We start from the raw sequence: 26,270 nt of genomic DNA, 5'->3' as shown, positions 1-26,270 counted from the left end.
TGCGAATTCGGAACCGAGCCTTCGGTGATTCCGAATGCTCGTCTACGATGCCGCATGCATTTCGACCTGAACGACCTGCGCCTGTTCGTCGCCACCGCCGAGCTGGGCAACCTCACGCGGGCGGCCGAACGGCAGCACCTGTCGCTGGCAGCGGCAAGCGCGCGCATCAAGGCGCTGGAGGCGCAGTGCGGCCTGCCGCTGCTCACGCGGGAGGCGCGCGGCGTCAAGCTTCTGCCGCAGGGCGAGGCCTTCCTGCACCACGCGCGGCTGATGCTCCACCAGACCGACCGGCTGCGCGACGAGCTGCTGGCCTACGGCGGCGGGCTGCGCGGCCATCTGCGCGTGTTCGCCAACACCACCGCGGTGACTGATTTCCTGCCCGAACTGCTGCCCGCCTTCCTCGCCGCCTACCCGCGCATCAACGTCGACCTTCAGGAAAAACCGAATGCTCAGATTCCGCGCGGCGTGCTGGAAGGCCGGGCCGACATCGGCATCGTGGCCGGCGATGTGGACACGCTGGGCCTCGAGGCGATCCACTTCAGCACCGACCGGCTGGTGCTCGCCACCTCACGCAAGCACCGCTTCGCGCGGCGCCGGCGCATCGCCTTTGCCGAGACGCTGGACGACGACGCGGTCGGCATGCAGCAGGGCAGCACGCTGCAGGCCTTCCTGGCGCAGATCACCGAACACCTCGGCCGGCGCCAGAAGCTGCGCATCCAGCTCGCCAGCTTCGACGCCATGTGCCGGATGATCGGCAGCGACGTCGGGATCGGCGTGGTGCCCGAGTCGGCGGTGCGCCGCAACCAGCAAAGCATGCAGCTCGCGCTGATCGAACTGAGCGACCCATGGAGCGTGCGCGAGCGCTACCTGTTGATGCGCGACCGCGCGAGCCTGCCGATCTATGCGGCTGCGCTGGTCGATGCGCTGTGCGCGCACTACACGACGCCGGGCGCCGAGCCGGAACGCGCTGCCTTCTCAGGGCGCCGCCGAGGCGCTCGTTCAGCTTGATGCCGATTCAATCGCCCTGCTTCCTCAGCCATTCCACCTGCCGCGCATAGACCTGCTCGATGCGCTGCAGCCTGCTTTGCCGCGCGGCCTCGTTCACCCAGGCGGCATTCATCGTCTGCTGCCACGCCTGCTGGTACTCCAGTTCTGCCGCGGGCAGGAGCGCCGTGTCGTCCTCGGCTTCATAGCCGAGAGCGGCATTCAGCGCGCGGAGGACCGCGCGTTCGGCCTCGGCGCCCGGGCCGGCGCCGCGGCCATAGCCGACCAGGAAGTCGCGCAACTTGCGGCGCAGCGCCGGCGGGGCATCGCGCCGCAGCACCAGTTGCGCAGGCGGCGTGGGCGCCGAGCGCCAGATCACCTGCAGCCGCGCGGCCTCGGCCGGGAACTGCTCTCGGAAGCGCTGCAGGTCGGTCGTGTTGTTGGTGGCGACGTCGGCGTCGCCGTTCGCCACCGCGAGCGCCGTCGCCTGGTGCGTGTCGACCAATTCGCTGCGAAAGGCGGTCTCGATGGCAATGCGGTTCGGCAGAAACAATTCGACCTGCGGCAGGATGAAGCCGGAGACCGATCGGCTGTCGCCGCGCGCCAGCCGCCAGCGCCCGGGGGTGGCCAGCAACCCGGCCAGGCTGTTCAGCGCACCGTCCTTGCGCACCACCAGCACCGCGCGATGGTCCGCGTCGCCCTCGCGGCGTCGCACCTGCGCCAGCACCCGCATGCGCCGCTGCGTGACCGCGTCCAGCGCCATCTTGGCCGTCAGCATCGCGATGTCGACCTCGTTGCGGCGGACCGCCTGATCGAGCGACTCGTAGGAGGTCACCGACAGCACCGTGACCGACCGCCCGAGCGCACGCCCCATGTCCGCCAGAAGCGGCGCCCAGCGGGCGCGCGATTCCACCGCACCGCCGGATGGCAGCACCCCGAAACGCAGTGGCAGGGTCGGCGCGATCGGGCCACCGCCCTGCGCCCGCAACACCGCCGGTGCGGCCGGTGACAGCGAGATCGCCAGTTGCAGCCCGCGCCGCAGCACGGTCCGCCGGCCCGACGCGTCGACGGGCGCCTCAGCGCGGGTCGCGCAGCGCCGCCACCTGCTCTGCATAACTGCTCTCGATGCGTTGCAGGCGCGCCTGCCTGGCCGCTTCGTTGACCCACTGGGCAGTGGCCGCGTTCTGCTTGGCCAGCTGGTAGGCCAGTTTGGCGGCCGGCAGCAGCGACGCGTTGTCGGCAGCGACGAAACCCGCGAGGTCGTGCAGGGCCTTGAGGTAGCCGCGCTCGGCATCCCCGCGCGGGCCCTTGCTGCGGGCGTAGTCGACCAGGAAGGCCTGCACCTTGCGCTGGAATTCCGGCGGATCGTCGCGCCGCACCACGATCTGCGCATGCGGGATCAGTTCCGACTCCCAGATCACCTGCAGCCGTGCCGCCTCGGCCGGGAACTGCAGCTTGAAGCGCTCGAAGTCGGCGGTGTTGTTGGTGGCCACATCGGCCTCGCCATTGGCGACAGCCAGCGCGGTGAACTGGTGCGTACCCACCACCTCGCTGAAGAAGCGGGTTTCCATGGCGATGTGGTTGGGCAGGAAGAGCTGCAGCTGCGGCACGATGAAGCCCGACACCGAACGGCTCTCGCCGCGCGCCAGCCGCCAGCGCTCCGGCTCGGCCAGCAGCCCCTTCAGGGTGTTGAAGGGCCCGGCCTTGCGCGCCAGCAGCAGCGCGCGGTAGCCGGGCAGCCCGTCATGGCGGGTGACCTGCGCCACCACCCGCATGCCGCGCTGGGTCACGGCGTCCAGGGCCATGCGGCCCGAGAGGAAAGCCATGTCGACCTCGTTGCGCTGGATGGCCTGCTCGAGCGCTTCGTACGACGTGACCGACAGCACGCGGATCGGCCGCCCCACCGCGCGGCTCAGGTCGGCCAGCACCGGGTCCCAGTCGTTGCGCGACTCGAAGGCACCGCCGAGCGGCAGGATGCCGAAGCGCAAGGGCTGCGCCGCGTCGGCCTGCGCCCCGGCCTCCCCGCCGCCGAGCGCCAGCAGCCCGACGAACAGCGCATGCCGCAGCCACCGCCAGGCGTCGCGGCGGCGCAGCGGGGGCGCAAAGCACGGGTGGACGGCAGACATCGGCGTGAAGACAGGCATCCGCCGAACGGCGGACTGGTCAAGACAGGGCGTCAGGAACACAATTAGAAACCAAACCGCCGGCAGATTTGTGACGTTTTTCACTGTTCATGGCTGCTATCCACCCTTTGAACACCGCGCCAGCCTCTGACGCGGGGGGGGTGCGACCGCCGTGGCGCTGGCGCGTGGTGCACTGCCTGGAGCGCCTGTCGCTGGCCCAGCAGTTGATCCTGCTGGCGGTGCTGCCGGCCACCGTCGCCACGCTGGCGGCCATCGCGGTGCTCACGCGGCAGCACCTGGACAGCGTGACCGAACTGATGCGCGCCAACGCCCAGACGGTGGCCTTGCAGGTGGCCACGGTGGCCCAGGCGCCGCTGGGCCACATGGACCGCCGCGCCCTGCTGCGCGTCGCGCAGTCGGGCACCTACCAGCCGCATGTGCAGCAGGTGCAGATCTGGTCGGAGGACGGCGAGATCGTCGCCAATTCCGAGACCGCCGACCGGGCCCGCTCCGAGGGCCTGCAGGTGGTGGTGCCGGTGCCCGGCGAGGACGGCCACGGGGCCGGGCAGGTGATGGTCGAGATCAGCCTCGACGCGGTCGAGCGCGCCCGGCGCTCCGTCGGCTTCAACGTGATGCTGGTGCTCGCCGCCAGCCTGTTCGGCGTCGGCCTGTCCGGCTGGTGGGCCGCGCGCCGCATCAGCGCACCGATCAGTGCGCTGGGCGAGGCGGTCGACCGGCTGGGCGCCGGCGAAGAGGCGAGCGTGAGGGTCGAAGGCACGGCCGAGGTGCGGCGCCTGCAGAGCGGCTTCAACCAGGCGGCCGGCGCGCTGGCCGAAAGCCGGCGCCTGCTGGAAAGCCGCATCGCCGACGCCACCGCCGAACTGGGGCGCAAGAACCAGCAACTGGAGGTGGCGAGCCAGGCCAAGACCCGCCTGCTGGCCGCTGCCAGCCACGACCTGCGCCAGCCGCTGCATGCGCTCACCCTGTTCTCCGACGGCCTGGCCAACGGCGAGACCGACCCGGTGCGGCTGCAGCGCATCAGCCACATCCGCGAATGCGTCGAGTCGCTCGACCGGCTGTTCTCCGAACTGCTCGACCTGTCGCAACTCGACGCCGGCGTGCTGCAGCCGCAGTTTTCGGACTTCCCGCTCGACTGCCTGTTCGACGAGATCAGCCGCAACTTCCGCGCGGTGGCCGAGGCGCAAAACCTGCGGCTGGTGGTGCGCAAGACCGATGTGTGGGTGCGCTGCGATTACGTGATGCTGTCGCGCATCCTGAACAACCTGGTGTCCAACTCGCTGCGCCACACGCACGAAGGCGGCGTGCTGATCGGTGCGCGGCCGCGCGGCAACGGCGTGCGCATCGACGTGCTCGACACCGGCGTCGGCATCGCGCCGCAGCACCAGGCGCGGGTGTTCGAGGAGTTCTTCCAGATCGACGCGCACAACCGGCCGGGCGAGCGCGGCGCGCGTGGCATGGGCCTCGGCCTGGCCACGGTGCAGCGGCTGGCCGACCTGCTCAACACCTGCGTCGAACTCAGTTCGCGGCCAGGGCGCGGCACCTGCGTCCGCGTGCTGGTGCGTCGCACCACGCCGGTGCTCGCACCGCTGCCGCTCGCGGTGGCCGTGGCCACCGACGAGGCCGAGCTGCGGCTCGACGGGCTGCGCGTGCTGGTCATCGACGACGAGCGCAGCATCCTCGAAGGCCTGCAGGTGGCGCTCACGACCTGGGGCGCCGAAGTGATGGCGGCCCAGAACCGGGCCGAGGCGCTGGCGCTCGCCGACGGCTGGTCGCAGCCGCCCGATGTGGTGGTGAGCGACCTGCTGCTGCAGGGCGGCGACAACGGACTCGACGTGCTGGCCGCGCTGGAGCGGCATCCTCACGGCATCCGCGCCTGCACCGCGCGCCTGCTGGTGACCGGCGAGACCAAGCCCGACCGGCTGCGCGAGGTGGCCGCCTCCGGCGTCACCGTGCTCTACAAGCCGGTGTCGCCCCGGGTGCTTCGCCAGGCGATGCATGCGCAACTGGCCAGCGTTCGGCGCGGCGCCTGAGGTCTGTCGGACAGCCACCGGCCATCGGGCATAGGCCCTTCGGCCGACGCCTTGTGCCGTAGTGCACGGCCAGCACCCCCCCTCGGCGCCGGCCTAAGCCCTCTGCCTTATCGCGCCGCGACAGCCCGCTTCGTACATTGGGATGTCCCTTTTTCCCACTGCGCCCGCAGGCCCGTCCGTGAACCTTTTTCTCTCCAGCCTCAGACCGCTGCGCACGGCGGTGTGCCGGCTGTTGCCGACCTGTGCGGTCCTGCTCGCCGGCCCGACGGCGGCGGCCGGCCTCACCGTGCTGGTCGCCGACGATTCGGCACCGCATGCCGAGTTCGCACGCCACTTGCGCACCGCCGTCGACGATGCGCCCGCCACCATCGCCGTCGGCATGGTGGCCGCCCGCGCCGCGCTCGATCAGCCGGGCGCCGAGCCGCTGCTGCTGGCGATGCTGACGCAACTCGACTACGAAAGCCTGCGCCGCGAGCCCGGGCTGCGGCGGGGCAACCGGCGCATCGGCGTGCTGTTGCGCGACCCGGCCATTGGCGACCAGTTGGCGCTCATCGAGGCCGTGATGCCGCAGAAGCCCCGCCTGGGCGTGGTCGCGACGCTCGAGTCCGAGCCGCTGGTGCGCGAACTGCAACGCGCTGCCGCCGGCTGGGACCTGGACGTGCAGTACGCATTCGGTCCCACGGCCCTGGCGGCGGCGCTGCAGACGGTCGTTGCCCGCAGCGACGTGCTGATGGTGCTGCCCGACCGCATCGGCGACAGCCAGGCCGCCACGCTGGCGGTGCTGCGGGCCGGCGCTGGCGCCACCTTGCCGGTGTTCGGCGCCAGCGACGGACTGGTGCGCTCGGGCGGGCTGGCCGCGGCCGTGTCCACGCCCACCCAGCTGGCGGCCCAGGCACGCGCCATCGTGCAGAAGCTCAAGCGCAGCGCCGACGGCGTGGTGCTGGTGGAGGCGGCCACGCCGGCTACGGTGCGGGTCAACACCACCGTGGCGCGCAGCCTCGGCCTGCACCTGCCCGACGAACGCGCACTGACCGAAAGGGTGACGGCACCGCGATGATGCGCAGCAGCAGCCGCCTCTTGCCACCGGCCCGCCTACCGTTGCGCAACATCGTCGACGGCCCTTCCGAGCGGGCATCGCTGCCCGACGCCGTGCCACCGGTGCAGGTCCGCGGCAGCCTGCGGCGCGACCTGCTGCGTCTGGGCATCGGCCCCTGCGCCGTGCTGGCGGTGGCGCTCACCGCCTGGTTCACCCACGGCCGGCTCGCCATGCTCGACGCGGTGTTCGACGCCGAAGGCGAGGCGGTGGCCCGCCAGGTGGCGGCAATGTCCGACCTGAGCCTGTACGCCGGCGACCTGCCGGCGCTGCAGAACGTGGCCAACGCCGCCCTGCGCGGCGGCCAGGTGGCGCGCGTCGAGATCAGCAACAGCGCTGGCGTGTACGTCACGGCCGGCCCGCCGGCCACGCCGGACCCCAACGGCGCCCTGCTGCGCGTCTTCACCGCCCCGGTCACGCTGCGCGAAGCCTCGCGCGCCAGCGCCTTCGCGCCGGCGGGTTCGACCGCCGGCACCACGCCCATCGGCCTGGTGCAGGCCTTCCGCGCCTCGACCGCCCATGCGCGCGAGCGCATGCGCTCGCTGATGGCCGGCGTCGGCATCGCACTGCTCGCCCTGTTCGCCGCCTGGGCCGCGGTGCGCCACATGGCCCGCACGGTGGCGCAGCCGCTGCGCCGCATCTCGCGCACGGTCGCGGCGCTGCAGGCCGGCCAGTTCGACGCCCGCTGCGAGGTGGTCGGCGAGGCCGAGGGCCGCGCGCCCGCGTCGGGCGGCCATGAACTCGCCGCGCTGGCCGCCGACATCGATCACCTGGCCGAGCGGCTGCAGCACCACCAGCAGATCAGCGAAGCGCGCGTGCGCGAGGCGACGGCGGTGGCGCTGCAGCGCATGGCCGAGGCCGAGCAGGCGGCGCTCTCGCGCGCCCGTTTCCTGGCCGCCGCCAGCCACGACCTGCGCCAGCCGCTGCATGCGATGGGCCTGTTCATCGACGGCCTGCTGCCCGGCGCGAACGATGCGCAGCGCCCGGCCGTGCTGCGGTTGCAGGAAGGCACCGCCTTCATGGGCGTGCTGCTGGACGACCTGCTGGAGATTTCCCGGCTCGACGCGAAGGTGCTGACGCCGGCCATCACTGCCCTGTCGCTGGCCGCGCTGTTCGACCCGCTCGCCGCGCAGCACGCGGCCGCGGCGGCCGGCGCCCAGGTGCGGCTGCTGTGGGACGACCGCGGGCTGGCGGTGCGCAGCGACGCCGCGCTGCTGCAGCGCATCGTCGGCAACCTGGTGAGCAATGCCATCCGCCATGCACCGCCGGGCGGCACCGTGCTGGTGACGGCGCGGCGCCGGCGCGGCGGCGTGCGCATCGAAGTGCGCGACAACGGCGTGGGCATCGCGCCCATCCACCAGGCGCGCATCTTCGAAGAGTTCTATCAGGTGGCGAACACCGAGCGCGACCGGCGCCAGGGCTTCGGTCTGGGCCTGGCGATCTGCGCACGCATCGCCGCGCTGCTGGGCACGCGCATCACGCTGCGTTCGGCGCTGCAGGCCGGGAGCACCTTCGCGCTGGTGCTGCCCGAGGTCGCGCTGGCCGACGTGCCGCCGCCGGCGCCCGCGCCCCCTGCGCCGGCGCCCATGGCCGGCCTGCGCTGCCTGGTGGTCGACGACGACCCGGTCATCCTCGACGGCAGCCGCGCGCTGCTGGCGCAGTGGGGCTGCCCTGTCGACACCGCCGACTCGGTGGCCGCCGCGATCGCCTGCCTCGAGGCGCCCGGCGTCGCCTACGACGCGGTGCTGTGCGACCTGCAACTCGCCAACGACGAGGACGGCATGACCATCATCGACGCCAGCCGGCAGCTGCAGCCCGATGCGCTGGCGGTGCTGGTCTCGGGCGCCACCGGGCCCGAGGTGCTGCAGCGCATCCGCCAGGGCGGCGTGACGCTGCTGACCAAGCCGGTCGCGCCGGCCAAGCTGCGCGCGCTGCTGTCGACACGGCGGCGGCCGGGCTAGGGTCGGCCCGCCGTGGGGATGGGTGCAGGCACACTGCGCACCCATGTCGCTCACGCCCGCCGATTTCCTGAAGACGATCCGGCGCAACCCGGTCAACGTCGAATTGCTGGCCAGACTGCGCACGCTCGGACTGCCCCAATGCCACCTGACGGCCGGCTGCCTGTTCCAGACGCTGTGGAACGCACACGCCGGCCGGCCGCCCGAAGAAAACATCCAGGACTACGACGTCTTCTACTTCGACGACCGCGACCTGTCATGGGACGCGGAAGACGCCGCGATCCGGCGCGTGCAGGCAGCGACGGCCGACCTGGGCATCACGGTGGAACCGAGGAACCAGGCGCGCGTGCACCTCTGGTACGCGCAGCGCTTCGGCGCGCCCTATCCGGGACTGCGCTCGGCGCGCGACGGGATCGATCGCTACCTGGTCGCCTGCACCTGCGTGGGCATCGAGGTCGCCGACAGCGCGCTCTATGCGCCGGACAGCCTGGACGACCTCGGCGCCGGGCTGCTGCGCATCAACCCACGCCACGCGCTGCCGGACCTGTTCCGCACCAAGGCCGCGAGCTATCAGGCGCGCTGGCCGTGGCTCAAGGTCATCGCGCCCGATGAGCCACCTGCCTGAAAGGCGGGCGGCAGAATTCACCGTTCCGACCGGCGCGTCGCATTCGACGCCGCGGCCCGATTTTTCCAAGGACATTCATGACCGACCTCTCCGCCTTTCCGATCACCCAGAAATGGCCGGCCCAGCACCCGGACCGCCTGCAGCTCTATTCCCTGCCGACGCCCAACGGCGTGAAGGTGTCGATCCTGCTGGAGGAATTGGGTCTGCCCTACGAGCCGCACCTGGTGAGCTTCGAGACGCAAGACCAGATGTCGCCGGCCTTCCTGTCGCTCAACCCGAACAACAAGATCCCGGCCATCCTCGACCCGCAGGGACCCGGCGGCCGGCCGCTGGCGCTGTTCGAATCCGGCGCCATCCTGGTGTACCTGGCCGAAAAGACCGGCCGCTTCATCCCGGCCGATGCGGCCGGCCGCTACGAATGCCTGCAGTGGGTGATGTTCCAGATGGGCGGCATCGGGCCGATGTTCGGCCAGCTCGGCTTCTTCCACAAGTTCGCCGGCAAGGACTACGAGGACAAGCGGCCGCGCGACCGTTATGTGGCGGAGTCGAAGCGCCTGCTGGGCGTGCTGGAGAAGCAACTGCACGGGCGCGACTGGATGCTGGGCACGGACTACTCCATTGCCGACATCGCGATCTTCCCGTGGGTGCGCAACCTGATCGGCTTCTACGAGGCACGCGAGCTGGTCGCTTTCGACGATTTCCCGAACGTGGCGCGCGTGCTCGCCGCCTTCGTGGCCCGGCCTGCGGTGGCGCGCGGGCTGCAGATTCCGCCGCGCGACTGACCCACCGTACGCAGGCGCGGACAGGCCTTGTAGGCCTCGACTGACAACGCGACGGGCCAAGCGCCGCGGGAGGGGCAAAGGGGTGAGAGGCACGCTACGCTACTACTATTGTTTGCGGTCCTTCTCTCCTCATGCGCCTGCCCCGCCGTCCCCGCTTTTCTCCCACCTCGGTCGGCATCGCGACCCCGCCTCCCCTGCTTTGCGCACTGCTGATCGGTGCGACCCTCGGACTCGCCGCCTGCGGCGGCGGAGGGGGTGACGGTGGCTCTGGCGCGACCAGCAGCGCGACCGGTTCCGCATCGACGTCCCAGGCCCCGAACCAGACCGCGGTCGACGCCGCCGACGAACTGCCGGCCTCGGCGTATGCCGCCGCATCCGGCGACCGGGCAGCATGGACGCTGCTGCAGCAGGCCCGCACGCAATGCGGCTTCGGCAACCTCGAACAGAACACCCGGCTGGATGCCGCCTCGCGCACCCACGGTCAGTACCTGCTGGCCGAAAGCCGTGATGGCACGTTCGCGATCGGCCACGAGGAAGCGAACGTCAACAACCCCCACTTCACCGGCCGGATGGCCAGCGACCGCGCGCTGTACGCCAGCTACGGCGCGCATGTGACGGAACTGTTGACCGCCTCGATCGAGACCTATGTGTCGACCGGCGCGATCGCCCAGCCCACGGCCGCGCAGCGCGGGGCGCGCGACATGCGCTCGCTGCTGAACTCGGTGGCCCATCTGAGCGGCGCCATGAGCAGTGCCCGCGTCGGCGGGCTGGCGGCGGTGAGCGCATCCACGACCACGACAGCGGACGGGCGGGAGACGCTGGTCGTCAACCACCGGCTCGGCGTGCTGCTCGGCCAGCAGGAGCGCGCGCAACTGCTCGGCGCCGGAAAGGTCGCCAGCTACCCTTGCGCAGGAAGCGTCGATATCGACTACGCCTTTGCGCCGGCGACCGAGGAGCCCAACCCCTTCCCGGAGGTCACCGACCGCACGGTGCAATTCGGCCCGCCAATCTACCTGCGTGCCGACGAAGGCGCGGACTTGCGGGTCACGGCCTTTGCGCTCAAGGACAGCAGCGGTGCGGCGCAACCGGTGCGCACCGACGCGGTGCCCCGGCGCGGCCACGAGTTCTTCATGGTGCCGAAGAACAAGCTCGCACCTGGCGCGCGCTACACGGTCGAGCTCGAAGGCGCGGCCAACGGTGCCGCCTTCCGGCAGACCTTCGACTTCCGGACGCGTTCCTGACCTTTCGTAGGCGGCGCGGCGGCTGACAGGCCGCGGCCGCGCCACCTGCCCGGCCTGAAGCCGGGCATGTGCCGCCTCACGCCGGCACGGCGTCGATGTTCGCGCGGTCCCAGTGGCGGTGCTTGGCGATCGCGCCGATGAAGGCATTGGCGATCTCGGTCGCCGCCGTGCTGTCGCCCAGGTTGGTGACGGGCGTTTCCGCCACCACCACGCCGGCCGGCGCCGCGGCCGCTTCGCCGCGCCCCACCCCCACCAGCGACAGCAGCTCGACACCTTCGCCGACCGCGCAGATCGCCTTGCAGTGCTTGAAGGCCTCGAGCGCGAAGTGCACCGCCTCGCCGTTCTGGCGCAGCGCCGCGACGCCGTCCTTGCCGGCCGGAATGAGCACTGCGTCGAACATCACCGACGGCATGGTCGCGAAGGTGGCGTCGACATCGATCTGGCGCTTCGAGGCGCTGGCCACCGTACCCAGGCGTGGCCCGACCACCTTGCACTGGGCACCGGCGGCTTCCAGCGCCTCGCGGATCGGCTTGAGCGACGCCGAGTCGACGCCGTCGGCCACCAGGATCGCGACCTTGCGGGTCTTGATCGAGCCGTCGCCCGAATCGACCATGCGCAACGCCGGCGACTCCTCGATCGGCAGCGAGATGCGGTGATCGCGAAAGCCCGGCCGGCCGGCCGCGGCACGGGCGTCGGGGGCGGCGATGCCCAGCGGCTCGGCCACGCGCCGCGCCAGCTTCTCGTCCACATGCGCCAGGTTGTCCACCATGCGCTGGCGGATGGCCGGCACGTCCAGCTTCGAGAGCTCGAAACGGAAGGCCGCAACGATGTGCTCCTTCTCGGCCGTGCTCTGGCTGTTGAAGAACAGGCGCGCCTGCGTGAAGTGGTCGTCGAAGGACGCGCTGCGGCGGCGGATCTTCGGCGGCTCGATCTCTTCGGGAAAGGACTGGAAGCCACCGCTCTCGCCGTCGATGCGGAACTCGGTGCCGTTGGCCAGCGTGTTCGGCTCGTAGGCCACCTGGCCGCGCGCGATCGTCTGGCGGTGCATGCCGTCACGCTGGAAGTTGTGGAACGGGCACACGCCCTTGTTGATCGGCAGCTCGTGGAAGTTGGCGCCGCCCAGGCGCGAGATCTGCGTGTCGGTGTACGAGAACAGCCGGCCCTGCAATAGCGGGTCGTTGCTGAAGTCGATGCCGGGCACCACATGGCCCGGGTGGAAGGCGACCTGTTCGGTCTCGGCGAAGAAGTTGTCCGGGTTGCGGTCGAGCACCAGCTTGCCGATGCGTTGCACCGGCACCAGTTCTTCGGGGATCAGCTTGGTCGGGTCGAGCAAGTCGAAGCCGAGCGAATGCTCCTTGTCCTGCGGGATCATCTGCACGCCGAGCTCCCATTCAGGGAAGTCGCCGTTCTCGATCGCCTCCCAGAGGTCGCGGCGGTGGAAGTCGGCATCCTTGCCGGCGATCTTCTGCGCCTCGTCCCACGCCAGGCCATGGATGCCGAGCTTGGGCTTCCAGTGGAATTTCACGAAATGCGACTCGCCGCGCGCATTGATGAAGCGGAAGGTGTGAACGCCGAAGCCTTCCATCATCCGGTAGCTGCGCGGAATGGCGCGGTCGCTCATCGCCCACATCAGCATGTGGGTGCTCTCGGGCATCAGCGAGACGAAATCCCAGAAGGTGTCGTGCGCGCTGGACGCCTGCGGGATCTCGTGGTGCGGCTCGGGCTTGAGCGCATGAACGAGGTCGGGAAACTTCATCGCATCCTGGATGAAGAAGACCGGGATGTTGTTGCCCACCAGGTCGTAGTTGCCCTGCTGGGTATAGAACTTGACCGCGAAGCCGCGCACGTCGCGCACCGTGTCGGCCGAGCCGCGTGAGCCGGCCACGGTCGAGAAGCGCACGAAGACGGGCGTCTTCTGCGACGGGTCCTGCAGGAAGTCGGCGCAGGTGAACTGCGACATCGACTTGTAGACCTGGAAGTAGCCGTGTGCCGCGGCACCGCGGGCGTGTACTGCACGCTCGGGAATGCGCTCGTGATCGAAATGGGTGATCTTCTCGCGCAGGATGAAGTCTTCGAGCAGCGTGGGCCCGCGCACGCCGGCCTTGAGCGAATTGTGGTTGTCGGGGATGTGCAGCCCCTGGTTCGTCGTCAGCTGCGGCACACCCTCCTGGGTGAAGCCCGCCAGCTGCTGTTGCTTGCTGTTGGGGCCGTCGCTGGCCTTCGGGCGGCGTCCGGACGCTGCCCTGTTTCGTGGGGTCATTCCTGATCCTTGGGGGTCGATGAAGGCGCCGCGCAGGCGCCGGGGAAAGTTCAGTGCGTCTCGACGTCGAGGAACATGTCGAGGGCGTTCACCAGGGCCACGACTCCCACGGTGCCGGCAATGGCAGCCACCGTCCAGACCAGAACTTCGTCCATCGCGGGGCTGTTCAGCACGTTGACCAGGCTGGAAAGATCCATTGGTGACCTCGGGTAGATGAAGCGCGGTTGAAGAAAGGCCAGTGCGGCTGCCCGCACGGTGCGAGGCGGTCATGGGGCCGGACCGGTGGGGCCGGGGTCTCGGCAACGGTGACCGGTCAGATTAGGGGAGGCTGCGCCATTCACCCGTAGTGGCCGCGCGCTCGGGTCTGTGGGATCGACGAGCCGATTCCGGTAGGAGAGGACCGACGCGTCGCCCTCGGCCTACGCCGGTTCGCGGCGCGCTGCTGCGCAGGGGGGTGCGGCGCTCCGTCTACGATGCATCACTGTCCGGCGCCGGGCACTGAACATGCTTTACCCCCTCACCTCTCATTCTTGCGAAGCGACGCCATGCTCATTCAGATCGGCTATGACATCGAAATCGGCGTCACGGCGCCCACCGCGCTCATCTACATGCTTCGCGTCCACCCCTCCCGCAGCGGCGACATTGCCGACGGTGAGAACATCAGCATCAGCCCGCCGCTGCAGACCGACCACTACCAGGACGCCTTCCACAATTTCTGCGCCAGGGTCCATGTACCCCAGGGCGTGAGCAGCGTGCGCTTGCGCAACCACGCGGTCGTCTACGACACCGGCTGGCACGACTCGGTCGACTACGGCGCCATCGAGCATGCGCCGGCCGACCTGCCGGTGCACACCCTGCCCTTCCTGCTGCCCAGCCGCTACTGCGAGGTCGACAGCGAACTGCTGGCCTTCGCCTGGTCGCAGTTCGGCAACGTCACGCCGGGCTGGCACCGGGTGCAGGCCATCTGCGACTTCGTGCACAACCACCTGCGCTTCGACTACCAGCAGGCGCGCGCCACGCGCACCGCGCTGGAGGGCTTCCGCGAGCGGGTCGGCGTGTGCCGCGACTTCACCCATCTGGCCGTGGCGCTGTGCCGCTGCATGAACATTCCGGCACGCTACGTCACCGGCTACCTGGGCGACATCGGCATTCCGCCGGTGCCCTATCCGATGGATTTCAGCGCCTGGTTCGAGGTGTACCTCGGCGACCGCTGGCACACCTTCGATGCGCGCCACAACACGCCGCGCATCGGCCGAATCGTGATCGCGCGCGGCCGCGATGCGGCGGACGTGCCGATCACCATGGTGTTCGGTGTCAACACCCTGAACCACTTCGAGGTGGTGACCCAGGAGCTCATCCAGCCCTGAGCACCGGCGCCCCCTGGAAGGGGTCAGCGCTCGCCCGCCTGGTAGCCGAGCACCTTCATCGGCAGGGCCAGGCCCTTGCGGCCGCGCTCCCAGTCGGTCCAGGGCGCATTGCCGACGGCGAAGCGCTCGGGCGCCGTGCGCAGCGTCCAGTGCGCGCCCGAACTCAATTGCGGCAGCTCGTCCCAGCGCACCGGCACCGACACGCCCAGCCCGGGCCGCGCCCGCACCGACCAGGCGCTCACCGTGGTGGCACCGAAGCCGTTGCGCAGGTAGTCGACGAAGATCTTGCCGACGCGATTGCGCGGCCCGCTCTTGGCGACGAAGCGGTCCGGGATGGTCTGCGCCATGTGCTGCACCACCGCCTGCGAAAAGCCCTTGACGGCATCCCAGCCGAAGTGGCGCCGGATCGGCACCAGCACATGCAGGCCCTTGCCGCCGCTGGTCTTCAGGAAGCCGACCAGGCCGAGTTCGTCGAGCAGCGTGCGCATCAGCAGGGCCGCCTCCTGCATCTGCCCCCACTCGACGCCTTCACCCGGGTCGAGATCGAAGGTCATGCGGTCGGGCCGGTCGATGGCGCTCGAGGTCGCGTTCCAGCTGTGGAACTCGACCACGTTCATCTGCGCGGCAGACATCAGGCCTTCGATGCGGTCGAGCTGCAGCAGCGGGTCGTGATCGCGATCCAGCGACGCGTCCAGCAGGGTGATGCCGGGCATGTCCGAGTCCTTCGCATGCTTCTGGAAGAACAACTCGCCGCCAATACCCTCGGGCGCCCGCACCAGCGACACCGGGCGGCCCTTGAGATGCGGCAGCATCACGGCCGAGGCCGCCTGGTAGTAGGCGGCGAGCTCGCCCTTGGTGGCGCCGCTCTCGGGGTCGATCACCCGGTCTGCATGGGTGATGCGCACGCCGGCGGTCTTGCCGGCGGGTGTGGGCTTGGTCTTTGCGGCAGCAGGCATGGCAGTGTCCTTGGAGGGGTTGGACGGCGCGGTGGCGGGGGACGATGCACCGGTCACGGGCACCGCCTTCTCGCGCGTCACCTGGCGCGCCGGCTTGTCGCTGCGCAGGCCCTGGAACACGCTGTGGCGCACACGGTGCTCGCGCGTCCATTCGCCGAAGCTCACCTCGGCCACCAGTTCGGGCCGGACCCACTGCGCCTTGACCGAGCGCGGCACGCCCGCATCGCCGCTGCCGAAGGGCGACCGATCGGCCGCCACGGCGTCCAGCCGCGACTTGATGTCTTCCAGCCGGCTGGCGTCGAAGCCGGTCCCGACGTTGCCGCAGTACTGCAGCACCCCCCGGGCGTCGTACACGCCGAGCAGCAGTGCGCCGAAGCCGGCACGCGAACCCTTGGGCGCGGTGTAGCCACCGATGACGAACTCCTGCCGCTGCAGGCTTTTGAGCTTGATCCAGTCGGACGAACGGCGCGAGACGTAGATCGACCCCTTGCGCTTGCCGATCAGCCCCTCGAAGCCCAGCGCGCTGACCGATGCGAGCAGGTCGCGCGGAGGCGCGTCGAAGGCCTCGCTGAAGCGCAGCTGCGGCGCCAGGTCCTCGCCGATCAGGGTGGCCAGGCGGTCGCGGCGCAGCTCGACCGCCTGCTCGCGCAGGTCTTCGCCATCGACGAAGAGCAGGTCGAAGATCCAGTAGACGATCGAGGCGGTCGACCGACGGTCGAAGGCGTTCTGCAGCGCCTGGAAGTCCGGTGCATCGCCCTCCCCCTGCACGATGATCTCCCCATCGAGCCAGGCCGAGCGAAGCCCGAGCCGACCGAGTGCGCGCACCAGCTCCGGCAGCTTGCCGGTCCAGTCATGGCCATTGCGGGTGAAGCAACGCACCTCGCCGTCCTCGATGCGGGTGAGCAGGCGGTAGCCGTCGAACTTCAGCTCCCACAGCCAGTCGCCGGGCTCCGGGGGTGGTGCAGTCGCGAGCGTGGCGAGCTGCGGTGACAGCAGGGCGGGCAAGGGCACCGCAGCGGCTGCGTTCTTCTGGGCGAGCTTGGTGGTGCGCCTGGGGGGCGTCTTGACGGCCGTCAGCACGCTGTCGGGCAGCGCTTCGGTCACGTCGTAGTCATCGAGCGGCCGCGCCTGGGCATCGTTCTCCTTGATCAGCAGCCAGCTCTCCTGCTTTTCGTCGTCCTTGCCGCGCATGCGAACCAGGGTCCAGTGGCCGCGGAGCTTTTCGCCGCGCAACTCGAACTTGAGCTTGCCCGCCGCCAGCGCCTGCCGGGCGTTGCCCTCGGGCAGCCAGTCGCCCCGGTCCCAGACGATCACCGTGCCGGCACCGTACTGGCCGGGCGGGATGGTGCCCTCGAAGCCGCCATAGGCGATCGGATGGTCCTCGACATGCACCGCCATGCGCTTGACGTGCGGATCCAGGCAGGGGCCCTTGGGCACCGCCCAGCTCTTGAGCGTGCCGTCGAGCTCGAGTCGGAAGTCGTAGTGCAACCGGCTCGCATGGTGTTTCTGGATCACGAACGACAGCCGGCCCTTGCCGGCCGCGCCGCCGGTGCGTGGCTCCGGCGTCTTGCCGAAATCGCGCTTGCGGTGGTAGGGGAGCAATGCGTCGCGGGCGCCCATGTGCGGCCTCTTCGAGGGGGTCTTCGGGGGGCTTCGGGGCGCTTCGGGGGTTCGAGGCGGGTCAGGCAGCGCGGCGGCGCGCCGGTGTCTTCGCGGCCGCCGTGCTCTTGCGCGCCGGTGTCTTGCGGGCCTTGGCGGCCGGCTTGCTGGCGCTTCGGGCCTTGCCGGATTTGGCCGATGCGGCGTCTTCCTCGCCCTCATCGTCCGAGTCGGCCGCTGGCTTGCCCGCCGGCTTGCCGCCGCCCCCCTTGCGCAGGCTGCGTTGCAGCAGCTCGGTCAGGTCCAGGATCTTCGCGCCGCTGCCGCCGTCCTCGGACGGCTCCAGCGGCGTCACGGCCTCGGTCTCGCCCGCGGCCACCTTGCGGTCGACCAGCCGCATGATTTCGTCCTTGAACGAGTCCTTGAATTCGTCGGGGTTCCAATCCGAACTCATGTCCTCGACCAGTTCACCGGCCATCTTGAGTTCGCGCTCCGACAGGCCCGCGGCCTTGGCACCCTCGGCCGGCAACGGCAGGTCTTTCCAGGGGCGGATGTCGGCACCCCAGCGCAGCAGGTTCAGCACCAGCCCCGGGCCGGTCGGCACCAGCACGGCCAGGTGCTGCTTGGTCTGGATCACGACCCGCGCCACGCCCACGCGGCCGGTACGCTGCAGCGTCTCGCGTAGCAGCGCATACACCTTGGCGCCCTTGTTGATGGGTGCCACGTAGTAGGGCCGCTCCAGGTACACGAAAGGAATCGCGTCGGCCGGAACGAAGGTCTCGATCTCGACCGTCTGGGTGGTCTTCGGGTAGGCCGCCGCGATTTCGGCATCGGTGAGAACGACGTACTGGCCGTCCTCGTAGGCGATGCCCTTGACGATCTGCTCGCGCGCGATTTCCTTGCCGGTCTTCTTGTTGATGCGCTTGTAGCCCACCGGGTCCATGGTGCGCTTGTCGAGCCAGTCGAAGTCGATGCTGTGGTCGGTGGTGGCCGAGTACAGCGCGACCGGGATGTGGACCAGCCCGAAGCTGATGGCGCCCTTCCACAGGACGCGCGGTGTAGATGTCTTGGCAGCAGGCATGCGAAACCCTCCAGACCGCCACCCTAGGTCCGCGCGTGCCACCACGCTGTAGGAGCGCCACTTCCCGCCTCGTGGGGAGTGGCTGATCGCGCTACAGCCTGCGCTCGCTCGCCACTGCGAAATAGAACCACTCGGCGCCCGGCTGCGCCTCGGTGTTCGGGAAGATGATGAAGCCGTCGCGCTCGGCGCCGAGCACGCTGCCGTCCGCACGCACGCCGATCGGCTCGCCGCACGCGACGGCGTCGAAGGTGGCCCATTCGCGCACGAACTGATCGTCCTCGTGCGCCCGGTCGGTGACGCTCACCAGGCGCAGCAGTGCAGGCTGCTGCGGCGGCGCGGGCGGCGGCGCGTCGACCAGGCCCAGCAGGCGCAGGGCCGAATGGATGGCCGCATGCGCGACGTCCGGCGCGGCGGGGTCCTGGTGCTGACCGCATTCGAGCGTGACGCCGTAGCCGCCGCGGCTGCGCATGTACTCGTTGGTGCCCCAGCCGAAGGCGAGCGCCGCATCGTCCGCCGGCGCGCCGCCCGCGCGCTGCGCCAGGCCGGCGGCATAGATGTCGAGCCAGCCTTCGACCACGCGCGGCGTGCCGAGGTGCAACGCCAGCCGGCCTTCTTCGGTGGCACGTGCGAAGGGCTCGAGCGTGCCGTCGTTGTCGCGCGGGCCGATCATCGCGAAGGCCTCGCCCGCGCTCTGGAACGAGTGCAGGTCGAGCAGCACGTCGTGGCGGTCGAGCAGCGGGCACAGCAGGTTGGTGACCCGGGCCTCGTAGTCGGCCGGTGCGCCGCTCGGCCGGAACGACCGGTTCAGGTTGCGCTCGCCCTCGCGCTGCATCAGCCGGCGGGCCAGCGGATTGGCCACCGGCACCATCGTGAGTTGGCCGCGGCGCAACGCGAGCGTGCCGCCGTCGAGTTCGGCGAGCACCCGTTCGATGCCCGCTGTGCCGCAGGTCTCGTTGCCGTGCACACCACCCAGCACGATGAGCCGCGGGCCGGGGTCGGTCGATGCGAAGCTGTGGATGCGCAGGGTGTCGTGGAGAGAGGAATCGGCCATCGCCGACGATCCTACAGCGGCCGGCCCGGCGGTCCTACCGGGCCGATCCGCAGTCCATGGCAGAAACGGAGATCATGAGGAGCACCGCCATGGCCACACCCAAAGCGAACGACAGCACCGACCAGCGCCCACCGCGCAGCCCGGCCACGCCGGACCCGAAGGGTGACGGCAACACCCGCACTGCACAGAATGGCGAGTCGTCGCCGCGCCTGCCGCACGAACGCGACGAATCCTCGGACAGCCAGCAGAACCAGGACGGCAGCGCGTCGGCCATCGGCCATCGGCCAGCGGGCCCACGACGACGTCGAGCGCGGCGTGGTCGACACCAGCCGCGGCGAGGAAACCGACCGCGTCTACAACGACCAGGTCAAACGCTGAGGCCCCGGCGGGCCCGGTGGAATCAGCGGCCGGCCGTGGCCAGGTTGGCGCGCATCGCCGACACCACGCCGCCGTAGTCCTTGGCATTGAAGATCGCACTGCCGGCCACGAAGGTGTCGGCACCGGCCGACGCCACCCGCGCGATGTTGTCGGCCTTGATGCCGCCGTCGACTTCGAGCCGGATGTCGCGACCGCTCTGCTCGATGCGCTTGCGCGCCAGCTCGATCTTGCGCAGCGCCGAATCGATGAAGCTCTGGCCACCGAAACCCGGGTTGACGCTCATGATGAGGATCAGGTCGATGTCGTCGATCGCCCAATCGAGGGCCTCCAGCCCGGCGCCCGGGTTGAACACCAGCCCCGGCTTGCAGCCGGCGGCCTTGATGGCCTGGATGCTGCGGTGCACATGCGGCGACGCGTCGGGGTGGAAGCTGATGTAGTCCGCCCCCGCCTGCGCGAAGGCGGCGGCCAGCGCGTCGACCGGCTGGATCATCAGGTGCACGTCGATCGGCACCGGCGTGCCGTCGGCGGTCTTGGCATGCGGCTTGAGCGACTGGCAGACCATCGGGCCGAAGGTCAGGTTGGGGACGTAATGGTTGTCCATCACGTCGAAATGGATCCAGTCGGCGCCGGCGGCGATCACGTCGCTCACCTCGGCGCCCAGGCGCGCGAAGTCGGCCGACAGGATCGAGGGGGCGATGCGGTAGATGGAGCTCGTCATGCCCCTGATTGTCGCAGGGCCTCGCGCGGGCAAGCCGTTACCATTCCGGCATGTCCCAGCCCGCCATGAGCGTCACCGTCGAGCCCCGCTATCTTGCCGACCAGTCCTCCCCGGAGGCCAAGGTCTATACCTTCGCGTACACCGTGACCGTGACCAACACCGGCGACGTCGCGGCCCAGCTCATCGCCCGGCACTGGCACATCGACGACGTGTCTGGCCATTCGCAGGAGGTGCAGGGGCTGGGCGTGATCGGCCAGCAACCCCTGCTGGCGCCCGGCGAATCGTTCCGCTATACCAGCGGCTGTCGATTGCAGGCCGCCAGCGGCACGATGCACGGCAGCTACTTCTTCGTGAGCGAACAAGGCGAGCGCTTCGACGTGCCGATCCCCCTGTTCCTGCTCGAGGCGGACGCCCAGGGCGCACCGGGCTCGCGCGTGCTGCACTGACGCGCGCTGCCGGTCCGCCGCGAAGCGCGCTTCTTCGCCCCCCTTTCCGGTTTCGTTCCGAACCTTCTCGATGACATCCTTCCTTCCTGCCGACGTGCTTGGCTTCTGGGCCCAGTGGGTGCGCCCCTCGGCCGGGCTGCCGACGGTGCTGTGGTCGCTGCTGCTGGCGGCCGCGGCGGCGTCGGGCCACCTCGTTCAACGCTACATGGGCATGCCCAAGGTGGTCGGCTATTCCATCGTCGGCACCCTGGTCGGCCTGGCCGGCTTCGAGGGGGCACTCTGGCCGCTGCAGGGCATTCCGCTTTTCCTGCTGGAACTGGGCGTCGCCATCGTGCTGTTCGAGGCCGGCGGCCGGCTGCCGCTGCGCTGGTTCCGCCACAACCCGATGGTGCTGCTGCAGAGCCTGCTCGAATCGGCGCTGACCTATTTCGGCGTGTTCTGGACGCTGCACTGGATGGGCGTGCCCAACCCGGTGGCCAACCCGGTGGCGCTGATGGCCATCGTCGCCTCCCCGGCGGTCCTGAGCCGGGTGGTGATGGACACGCGCGCCTCCGGCCCGGTGACCGAACGCGCGCTGACGCTGGCCACGCTCAACACCTTCTATGCGCTCGCGCTCGGCTACGCGCAGGCCGGCCTGCTGGAGCGCGGCCCCGAGGGGCTGATGAACAAGCTCTACCCGGTGCTGGTGGTGCTGGGCGTGTCCTTCGTGGTCGGCGCCGTCATGGCGCTGGCGCTGCGGTCGGCGCTGCGGGTGATGAGTCCGGCCAGCGAGAACACCTCGATCCTGCTGCTGGCGATCATCGGCGCGGGCGCCGCGCTGGCGGCGCATTTCGGCGGCTCGGCGCCGCTCGGCGCGCTCATCGGCGGCATCCTGCTCAAGCAGCTCAACCCGAAGCCCTGGGCCTGGTCGCGGCAGCTGGGCACCGCGGCCTCGCTGCTCACCATGCTGATGTTCGTGCTGGTGTCGATCGTCGCGGCGCAGGGCGATTGGAGCATGCCGGTGGCCAGCCTGGTGCTGGCGGTGATCGGCGTGCGCCTGCTGGCCAAGATCGCCGGCGTGGCCATTGCCAACCCGGGCAGCGGCGCCAGCTGGAAGCAGGCCTTCTGGGTCGGCTGCGCGATGTCGCCGCTGTCGTCGATCGCGCTCTTGATCGCCTCCAACTTCGCCACCGCGTCGCCGCTGCTCGGCGCCATGATCACGCAGATCGCGCTGCCGGCCATCCTGCTGATGGAGGTGGTGGGCGCGGTGCTGGCGACGATCGCCATCCACGCATCGGGTGAAAGCCTCAAACCCTGGCTGCCCGAGGTGTTCCGGGGCAACGAAGAACGGGATACGCAGCGATGAGCATCGCCAACCTGCCGAGCTCGACGCGCGACCGCACGGTGCAACTCGAGCCCTTCAACAAGTCCGAGGCACTGTCGCTCGGCGTCGAGCTCGAGCTGCAACTCGTCAACACCCACGACTATGACCTCGCGCCCTATGCCGAGGACATGCTGCGGCTGATGGCGCAGACGCCGCTGCCCGGCAGCGTGGTGCCCGAGATGACCTCGAGCATGATCGAGATCTCGACCGGCATCTGCCACTCGGCGCAGGACGTGATCGACCAGCTCACGCCGATCCGCGACGCGCTGGTGCGCAACGCCGACAAACTGAACATCGCGGTGGTCGGCGGCGGCACGCACGCCTTCCAGCAATGGCACGAGCGCCGCATCTACGACAAGCCGCGCTTTCGCGAACTGTCGGAGCTGTACGGCTACCTCAGCAAGCAGTTCACCATCTTCGGCCAGCATGTGCACATCGGCTGCCCGGATGCCGACGCCGCCCTGCTGATGCTGCACCGCATGTCGCGCTACATCCCGCACTTCATCGCGCTGTCGGCCTCGTCGCCGTATGTGCAGGGGCAAGACACGCAGTTCGACTCGGCACGGCTCAACTCGGTGTTCGCCTTCCCGCTGTCGGGCCGCGCCCCTTTCACACTGAGCTGGAAGGAGTTCGAAGCGTACTTCGAGAAAATGACCCGCACCGGCGTCGTGCGCAGCATGAAGGACTTCTACTGGGACATCCGGCCCAAGCCCGAGTTCGGCACCATCGAGATCCGCGTGTTCGACACGCCGCTGACCGTCGAGCGCGCCGCCGCGCTGGCCGGTTATGTGCAGTCGCTGGGCGCCTGGTTCCTGCAGGAGCAGCCCTTCACGCCGACCGAGGACGACTACCTGGTCTACACCTACAACCGCTTCCAGGCCTGCCGCTTCGGCCTGGACGCGGTGTATGTGGACCCGGCCAGCGGCGAGCACATGCCGCTGCGCGAGCACATCCTGATGACCATGACACAGCTCGAATGGCACAGCGAGGCACTCGGCGCCACCCGCTCGTTGGCCCAGCTGCGCACCGACGTCGAAGCCAGCCGCAACGATGCGCGCTGGCTGCGCGAGAAGCAGGCCAAGGAGAACCTGCTGGCCGAGGTGGTGCGGCAGGCGGCACTGCGGTTCAGGAACCCGACCAAATGAGCGCCGTCGGCGAATTCGATCTCATCGCGCGCTACTTCGCGCGGCCCGCCAAGCGCTCGCCCTTGGGCACCGGCGACGACTGCGCGCTGCTGGCGCCGGCGCCGGGCATGCAGCTGGCCGTGTCGACCGACATGCTGGTCGAGGGACGGCACTTTCTTTCGACCGTGGACCCGGCCCGCCTCGGCCACAAGGCGCTGGCGGTGAACCTCAGCGACCTCGCCGCCTGCGGCGCGAAGCCGCTGGCCTTCACCCTCGCGCTGTCGCTGCCGGCGGTCGACGAAGCCTGGCTCGAAGGCTTCTCGCGCGGCCTGTTCGCGCTGGCCGAGGCGCACGACTGCGACCTGGTCGGCGGCGACACCACGCGCGGCCCGCTCAACATCTGCATCACGGTGTTCGGCGAAGTGCCGCAAGGCGCCGCGCTGCTGCGCTCGGGTGCACGCGCTGGCGACGACCTCTGGGTCAGCGGAACACTGGGCGATGCGCGGCTGGCGCTCGAGGTCTTCCGCGGCACGCTCGACCTTCCGTCAGACCTGTTCGCGCTGGCGCGCTCGCGCATGGAGACGCCGACGCCGCGCGTGGCGCTGGGCATGGCGCTGCGCGGCATCGCGAGCGCAGCCGCCGACGTGAGCGACGGCCTGCTGGGCGACCTGTCGCACATCCTGCGCGCGAGCGGTACCGGTGCCGAGGTCGACGCGGACGCCGCGGTCGGCTGCATCGCGGCGCGGACACATCCGAGCTTCGATCGCAGCGTGCTCGGCGACGAGATGCAACGCCTGTGCGCGCTTTCGGGCGGCGACGACTACGAACTCGTGTTCACCGCGCCGGTCACGGCCCGCGACGCCGTGATGCAAGCCGGCCGCGCAAGCGCCACCGCGGTAACGCGCATCGGCCGCATCGAAGCCGAAGCCGGCGTGCGCATCGTCGATGCGGCGCATGTGCCGGTGGGACAGCGCTTCACCTCGTTCGATCACTTCGTCTGAGGTGGCGTCGGATGCTGGTCCGACAGCGTCAAGCCGACGCGCCGAAGTGCAGCACCCCGAAGGCCGCGAGGATCCACAGCAACAACAGGAAGTGCGTCTGCTGCAGCGCCTCCTGCCGGATCCAGTAGGCGGTCGCCAGGCCGCCCAGCAGCATCGCCATCACCGCAGCCGACAGCGCCGCCAGGCCGAGATCGAACCAGGGCATAGCGGGCACGCGCGTGCCGTGGATGGCCCACACGACGCAGCCGGTCCAGAGGCCGGCCGCCGCGATGAATTCCAGCGAGACCACGACGATCAAGCCGAGCCGGTGCAGCAGAGGCGAGCGGATCGCGCGGCGGCGCAAGGGCGTGTCGATGGCCGGTGGCTCGGCCAGCAGGGCCATCGACAACGTGCGACCGACCGCCGCCGCGGCGCCGTGGAAGTCCTGCAGGTTGTTGATCACCGCGAGGCTGGCCCAGAGCGCCAGCCCCAGCGCTTGCGTGCCGGCGAACAGTGCGACGGTGTCGATGCTCATGCGTCACCCCGCGTCGCCCGCCCGGCCAGCCATGCAGCCGCCAGCGGTGCCAGTGCGAAGCTGGCGAACAGCCACAGCGCCGCCGACTGCGCGCCGGCCACGCCGCCAGGCATCGTCAGCCCCGCCGCATTGGCCACGAGACCGGCGATGGCCGCGCCCACCGCCATGCCGTAGAGCTGCACCGTGGTGATCGAGGCCGACGCGATGCCCTCCTCGCCCGCGGGTGCGAGCGCCATCACGCGCGTCAACAGGTGCGGCCAGCCGATGCCCACCCCCAGGCCGACGGCGCTGAGCGCCAGCGCCATGACCATCAGCGTCGGGCCCGCTGCCAGCGCGCCGCTCGTGGGCACGGCCCAGGCCAGCACGCCGAGGCCGAGGGCCGACAGCACCGGCCCGAGGCGCAGCAGGCGGTCGGCCGCCGCGCCCTGACGCCCCGACGACCCCAGCGAACCCACGCTCCAGCCCGCTGCCATCGCAGCCGTGAGATAGCCCGCGGCCAACGGGCTGTGGCCCTGCAGTAGCTGCAGGAAATAGGGCACAAAGATTTCGGTGGTGGTACCGACCAGCAGCAGCGCGATGGCCGCGTAGATGGCGCCCAGCGGCCGGCCCAGCGCATAGGCGCCGGTGGGCAGCAGGCGCACCGTGGCGCGCCGGTCCCAGCGGCTGGCCAGCCATCCCAGCGCCAGCCCGATGAGCACGGCCACCGCCTGCGCCGTCAGCGATGCCAGCAGCCCGCCCGCGGCGATCGCCAGCACCGACAGCGTCAGCAGCGCGATCTGCGGCGCGGGCACGCGCGGCATCGTGTCGGGCCGCCGATGCGGCACGCCGGCTCTCGGCGAGAGCCGCCAGTTCACCAGCAGCGCCTGCAGCACGGCCAGCGGCAGCAGCGCCCAGAAGGCCCAGCGCCAGTGGCCGGCCTGGGCGAACAGGCCGCCCACCGCGGGGCCGCACAAGGTCGCCACGCCCCACATCCCCGACACCAGCGCCACCGCGCGCGGCCAGAGCCGCGGCTCGAACACCCGGCTGATGAGCGCGTAGCTCAGCGCCGCGAGGATGCCACCGCCCAGGCCCTGCACGGTGCGGCCGGCCAGCAGCCAGGGCATGGTCGATGCCATCGCGCAGCCGACCGAGCCCGCAGCGAACACCGCCAGTGCGGCCAGGCAGGCACCGCGCGGCCCCAGCGCGGCCAGCAGGCGCACCGACAGGGCAGCGCCGACGATCGAGCCGACCACGAACAGCGTGGTGCTCCAGGCGTACCAGTCGAGCCCGCCGATCTCGCGCACCACCGAGGGCAGCACGGTGGTCACGATGTGCACGTTGACCGCATGCAGCGCGACGCCGCCGGTCAGCGCCAACGCACGCCAGCCGTTGCGACCGGTGAAGAGTTCGGCCCATCCAGCGGCGGTGTCATGAGAGGAAGGCAAAGGAGAAGAAGACGAGGCGGCATCGGCCGCAGAGGCATGCGAAGTCATGGGTTGGGCACCGGACACCGCCGGCGTTAATATCAAAGTCAAGTCTTGGATATTAGGCTTGCACACGCACTTAAACAAGCAAA

23 protein-coding genes are annotated in these 26,270 nt (G+C 70.2%); 12 read left to right on the top strand and 11 right to left on the bottom strand.

What is annotated here, in order from left to right; translation table 11 throughout:
• Positions 1 to 54 precede the first annotated feature (54 nt).
• On the top strand, positions 55 to 1,008 hold the full coding sequence (locus ACSFBE_RS18345; RefSeq protein WP_435491843.1) for a LysR substrate-binding domain-containing protein: 954 nt from the start codon (positions 55 to 57) through the stop codon (positions 1,006 to 1,008).
• Between the two features lie 7 nt (positions 1,009 to 1,015).
• On the opposite strand, the gene ACSFBE_RS18340 is transcribed toward ACSFBE_RS18345, so the two are convergent.
• Both ACSFBE_RS18340 and phnD read right to left on the bottom strand, forming a co-directional pair.
• Positions 1,016 to 2,098: a phosphate/phosphite/phosphonate ABC transporter substrate-binding protein gene (locus ACSFBE_RS18340; RefSeq protein ID WP_435491842.1), complete on the bottom strand. Its 1,083-nt coding sequence runs from the start codon at positions 2,096 to 2,098 to the stop codon at positions 1,016 to 1,018.
• Entirely contained in the window at positions 2,061 to 3,110 is a 1,050-nt protein-coding gene (phnD, locus tag ACSFBE_RS18335; RefSeq protein ID WP_435491841.1) for a phosphate/phosphite/phosphonate ABC transporter substrate-binding protein, read from the bottom strand. Before phnD ends, ACSFBE_RS18340 begins: the two co-directional genes overlap by 38 nt.
• Positions 3,111 to 3,217: 107 nt before the next feature.
• Between phnD and ACSFBE_RS18330 the strand changes: the two genes are divergently transcribed.
• The 6 genes from ACSFBE_RS18330 to ACSFBE_RS18305 all read left to right on the top strand — a co-directional run bounded on the left by ACSFBE_RS18330 (position 3,218) and on the right by ACSFBE_RS18305 (position 10,857).
• Positions 3,218 to 5,158: an ATP-binding response regulator gene (locus ACSFBE_RS18330; RefSeq protein WP_435491840.1), complete on the top strand. Its 1,941-nt coding sequence runs from the start codon at positions 3,218 to 3,220 to the stop codon at positions 5,156 to 5,158.
• 178 nt (positions 5,159 to 5,336) lie between these two features.
• Entirely contained in the window at positions 5,337 to 6,215 is an 879-nt protein-coding gene (locus tag ACSFBE_RS18325) for an ABC transporter substrate-binding protein (protein WP_435491839.1), read from the top strand.
• A 41-nt stretch (positions 6,216 to 6,256) separates the two neighbouring features.
• On the top strand, positions 6,257 to 8,212 hold the full coding sequence (locus ACSFBE_RS18320; RefSeq protein ID WP_435491838.1) for an ATP-binding protein: 1,956 nt from the start codon (positions 6,257 to 6,259) through the stop codon (positions 8,210 to 8,212).
• Between the two features lie 43 nt (positions 8,213 to 8,255).
• Positions 8,256 to 8,834: a nucleotidyltransferase family protein gene (locus ACSFBE_RS18315; protein WP_435491837.1), complete on the top strand. Its 579-nt coding sequence runs from the start codon at positions 8,256 to 8,258 to the stop codon at positions 8,832 to 8,834.
• A gap of 77 nt (positions 8,835 to 8,911) precedes the next feature.
• On the top strand, positions 8,912 to 9,616 hold the full coding sequence (locus tag ACSFBE_RS18310; protein ID WP_435491836.1) for a glutathione S-transferase N-terminal domain-containing protein: 705 nt from the start codon (positions 8,912 to 8,914) through the stop codon (positions 9,614 to 9,616).
• Positions 9,617 to 9,747: 131 nt separating this feature from the next.
• On the top strand, positions 9,748 to 10,857 hold the full coding sequence (locus ACSFBE_RS18305) for a hypothetical protein (protein ID WP_435491835.1): 1,110 nt from the start codon (positions 9,748 to 9,750) through the stop codon (positions 10,855 to 10,857).
• A gap of 76 nt (positions 10,858 to 10,933) precedes the next feature.
• On the opposite strand, the gene katE is transcribed toward ACSFBE_RS18305, so the two are convergent.
• Positions 10,934 to 13,117, bottom strand: a complete 2,184-nt coding sequence (gene katE, locus ACSFBE_RS18300; RefSeq protein WP_435491834.1) for a catalase HPII — start codon at positions 13,115 to 13,117, stop codon at positions 10,934 to 10,936.
• A gap of 50 nt (positions 13,118 to 13,167) precedes the next feature.
• A complete protein-coding gene (locus tag ACSFBE_RS18295; RefSeq protein ID WP_435491833.1) occupies positions 13,168 to 13,314 on the bottom strand; it encodes a hypothetical protein in 147 nt (48 codons plus the stop codon).
• Positions 13,315 to 13,662: 348 nt separating this feature from the next.
• On the opposite strand from ACSFBE_RS18295, the gene ACSFBE_RS18290 reads away from it, so the two are divergent.
• A complete protein-coding gene (locus tag ACSFBE_RS18290; protein WP_435491832.1) occupies positions 13,663 to 14,484 on the top strand; it encodes a transglutaminase-like domain-containing protein in 822 nt (273 codons plus the stop codon).
• 23 nt (positions 14,485 to 14,507) lie between these two features.
• Here the strand turns inward: ACSFBE_RS18290 and ligD are convergent, their stop codons facing one another.
• From ligD to rpe, 5 genes are all read right to left on the bottom strand, one after another.
• Positions 14,508 to 17,060: a DNA ligase D gene (gene ligD / locus ACSFBE_RS18285; protein ID WP_435491831.1), complete on the bottom strand. Its 2,553-nt coding sequence runs from the start codon at positions 17,058 to 17,060 to the stop codon at positions 14,508 to 14,510.
• A 61-nt stretch (positions 17,061 to 17,121) separates the two neighbouring features.
• Positions 17,122 to 18,120, bottom strand: coding sequence for a non-homologous end joining protein Ku (ku, locus tag ACSFBE_RS18280; RefSeq protein WP_435491830.1), 999 nt, complete (start codon positions 18,118 to 18,120; stop codon positions 17,122 to 17,124).
• Between the two features lie 91 nt (positions 18,121 to 18,211).
• Positions 18,212 to 19,171 carry a M14 family metallopeptidase gene (locus ACSFBE_RS18275; RefSeq protein ID WP_435491829.1) on the bottom strand — a complete coding sequence of 320 codons (960 nt, stop codon included), beginning with the start codon at positions 19,169 to 19,171 and terminating at the stop codon, positions 18,212 to 18,214.
• Between the two features lie 34 nt (positions 19,172 to 19,205).
• Complete coding sequence (locus ACSFBE_RS18270; protein WP_435491828.1) at positions 19,206 to 19,445, bottom strand: hypothetical protein; 240 nt, start codon at positions 19,443 to 19,445, stop codon at positions 19,206 to 19,208.
• A 126-nt stretch (positions 19,446 to 19,571) separates the two neighbouring features.
• Positions 19,572 to 20,267, bottom strand: coding sequence for a ribulose-phosphate 3-epimerase (rpe, locus tag ACSFBE_RS18265; protein ID WP_435491827.1), 696 nt, complete (start codon positions 20,265 to 20,267; stop codon positions 19,572 to 19,574).
• A gap of 50 nt (positions 20,268 to 20,317) precedes the next feature.
• Here rpe and apaG point away from each other — a divergent pair, with 50 nt between their 5' ends.
• The 4 genes from apaG to thiL all read left to right on the top strand — a co-directional run bounded on the left by apaG (position 20,318) and on the right by thiL (position 24,201).
• Positions 20,318 to 20,713, top strand: coding sequence for a Co2+/Mg2+ efflux protein ApaG (gene apaG / locus ACSFBE_RS18260; protein WP_435491826.1), 396 nt, complete (start codon positions 20,318 to 20,320; stop codon positions 20,711 to 20,713).
• A gap of 70 nt (positions 20,714 to 20,783) precedes the next feature.
• A complete protein-coding gene (locus ACSFBE_RS18255; RefSeq protein ID WP_435491825.1) occupies positions 20,784 to 22,058 on the top strand; it encodes a cation:proton antiporter in 1,275 nt (424 codons plus the stop codon).
• Between the two features lie 38 nt (positions 22,059 to 22,096).
• Complete coding sequence (locus ACSFBE_RS18250; protein WP_435492003.1) at positions 22,097 to 23,221, top strand: YbdK family carboxylate-amine ligase; 1,125 nt, start codon at positions 22,097 to 22,099, stop codon at positions 23,219 to 23,221.
• Positions 23,218 to 24,201, top strand: a complete 984-nt coding sequence (gene thiL, locus ACSFBE_RS18245; RefSeq protein ID WP_435491824.1) for a thiamine-phosphate kinase — start codon at positions 23,218 to 23,220, stop codon at positions 24,199 to 24,201. Before ACSFBE_RS18250 ends, thiL begins: the two co-directional genes overlap by 4 nt.
• A 28-nt stretch (positions 24,202 to 24,229) precedes the next feature.
• Here thiL and ACSFBE_RS18240 read toward each other — a convergent pair whose 3' ends face one another.
• Together ACSFBE_RS18240 and ACSFBE_RS18235 are read right to left on the bottom strand one after the other, a co-directional pair.
• On the bottom strand, positions 24,230 to 24,715 hold the full coding sequence (locus tag ACSFBE_RS18240; RefSeq protein WP_435491823.1) for a DUF2165 family protein: 486 nt from the start codon (positions 24,713 to 24,715) through the stop codon (positions 24,230 to 24,232).
• Positions 24,712 to 26,187: an MFS transporter gene (locus tag ACSFBE_RS18235; RefSeq protein WP_435491822.1), complete on the bottom strand. Its 1,476-nt coding sequence runs from the start codon at positions 26,185 to 26,187 to the stop codon at positions 24,712 to 24,714. Before ACSFBE_RS18235 ends, ACSFBE_RS18240 begins: the two co-directional genes overlap by 4 nt.
• Between the last annotated feature and the right edge of the window lie 83 nt (positions 26,188 to 26,270).

It is taken from the genome of Variovorax sucrosi (assembly GCF_051216635.1).
In the GTDB taxonomy this organism is placed as follows: domain Bacteria; phylum Pseudomonadota; class Gammaproteobacteria; order Burkholderiales; family Burkholderiaceae_C; genus Variovorax.
Note: the sequence above shows the minus strand (reverse complement) of the source record. Positions and strands in the feature narration are given on the sequence as shown.

Coding starts and splice junctions, on each gene's coding strand:
- ACSFBE_RS18345 (WP_435491843.1), top strand. CDS start 55: ATGCATTTCGACCTGAACGACCTGCGCCTGTTCGTCGCCACCGCCGAG.
- ACSFBE_RS18340 (WP_435491842.1), bottom strand. CDS start 2,098: ATGCAGAGCAGGTGGCGGCGCTGCGCGACCCGCGCTGAGGCGCCCGTC.
- phnD (WP_435491841.1), bottom strand. CDS start 3,110: ATGTCTGCCGTCCACCCGTGCTTTGCGCCCCCGCTGCGCCGCCGCGAC.
- ACSFBE_RS18330 (WP_435491840.1), top strand. CDS start 3,218: ATGGCTGCTATCCACCCTTTGAACACCGCGCCAGCCTCTGACGCGGGG.
- ACSFBE_RS18315 (WP_435491837.1), top strand. CDS start 8,256: ATGTCGCTCACGCCCGCCGATTTCCTGAAGACGATCCGGCGCAACCCG.
- ACSFBE_RS18310 (WP_435491836.1), top strand. CDS start 8,912: ATGACCGACCTCTCCGCCTTTCCGATCACCCAGAAATGGCCGGCCCAG.
- ACSFBE_RS18305 (WP_435491835.1), top strand. CDS start 9,748: ATGCGCCTGCCCCGCCGTCCCCGCTTTTCTCCCACCTCGGTCGGCATC.
- katE (WP_435491834.1), bottom strand. CDS start 13,117: ATGACCCCACGAAACAGGGCAGCGTCCGGACGCCGCCCGAAGGCCAGC.
- ACSFBE_RS18295 (WP_435491833.1), bottom strand. CDS start 13,314: ATGGATCTTTCCAGCCTGGTCAACGTGCTGAACAGCCCCGCGATGGAC.
- ACSFBE_RS18290 (WP_435491832.1), top strand. CDS start 13,663: ATGCTCATTCAGATCGGCTATGACATCGAAATCGGCGTCACGGCGCCC.
- ligD (WP_435491831.1), bottom strand. CDS start 17,060: ATGGGCGCCCGCGACGCATTGCTCCCCTACCACCGCAAGCGCGATTTC.
- ku (WP_435491830.1), bottom strand. CDS start 18,120: ATGCCTGCTGCCAAGACATCTACACCGCGCGTCCTGTGGAAGGGCGCC.
- ACSFBE_RS18275 (WP_435491829.1), bottom strand. CDS start 19,171: ATGGCCGATTCCTCTCTCCACGACACCCTGCGCATCCACAGCTTCGCA.
- ACSFBE_RS18270 (WP_435491828.1), bottom strand. CDS start 19,445: ATGGCCGACGCGCTGCCGTCCTGGTTCTGCTGGCTGTCCGAGGATTCG.
- rpe (WP_435491827.1), bottom strand. CDS start 20,267: ATGACGAGCTCCATCTACCGCATCGCCCCCTCGATCCTGTCGGCCGAC.
- apaG (WP_435491826.1), top strand. CDS start 20,318: ATGTCCCAGCCCGCCATGAGCGTCACCGTCGAGCCCCGCTATCTTGCC.
- ACSFBE_RS18255 (WP_435491825.1), top strand. CDS start 20,784: ATGACATCCTTCCTTCCTGCCGACGTGCTTGGCTTCTGGGCCCAGTGG.
- thiL (WP_435491824.1), top strand. CDS start 23,218: ATGAGCGCCGTCGGCGAATTCGATCTCATCGCGCGCTACTTCGCGCGG.
- ACSFBE_RS18240 (WP_435491823.1), bottom strand. CDS start 24,715: ATGAGCATCGACACCGTCGCACTGTTCGCCGGCACGCAAGCGCTGGGG.
- ACSFBE_RS18235 (WP_435491822.1), bottom strand. CDS start 26,187: ATGACTTCGCATGCCTCTGCGGCCGATGCCGCCTCGTCTTCTTCTCCT.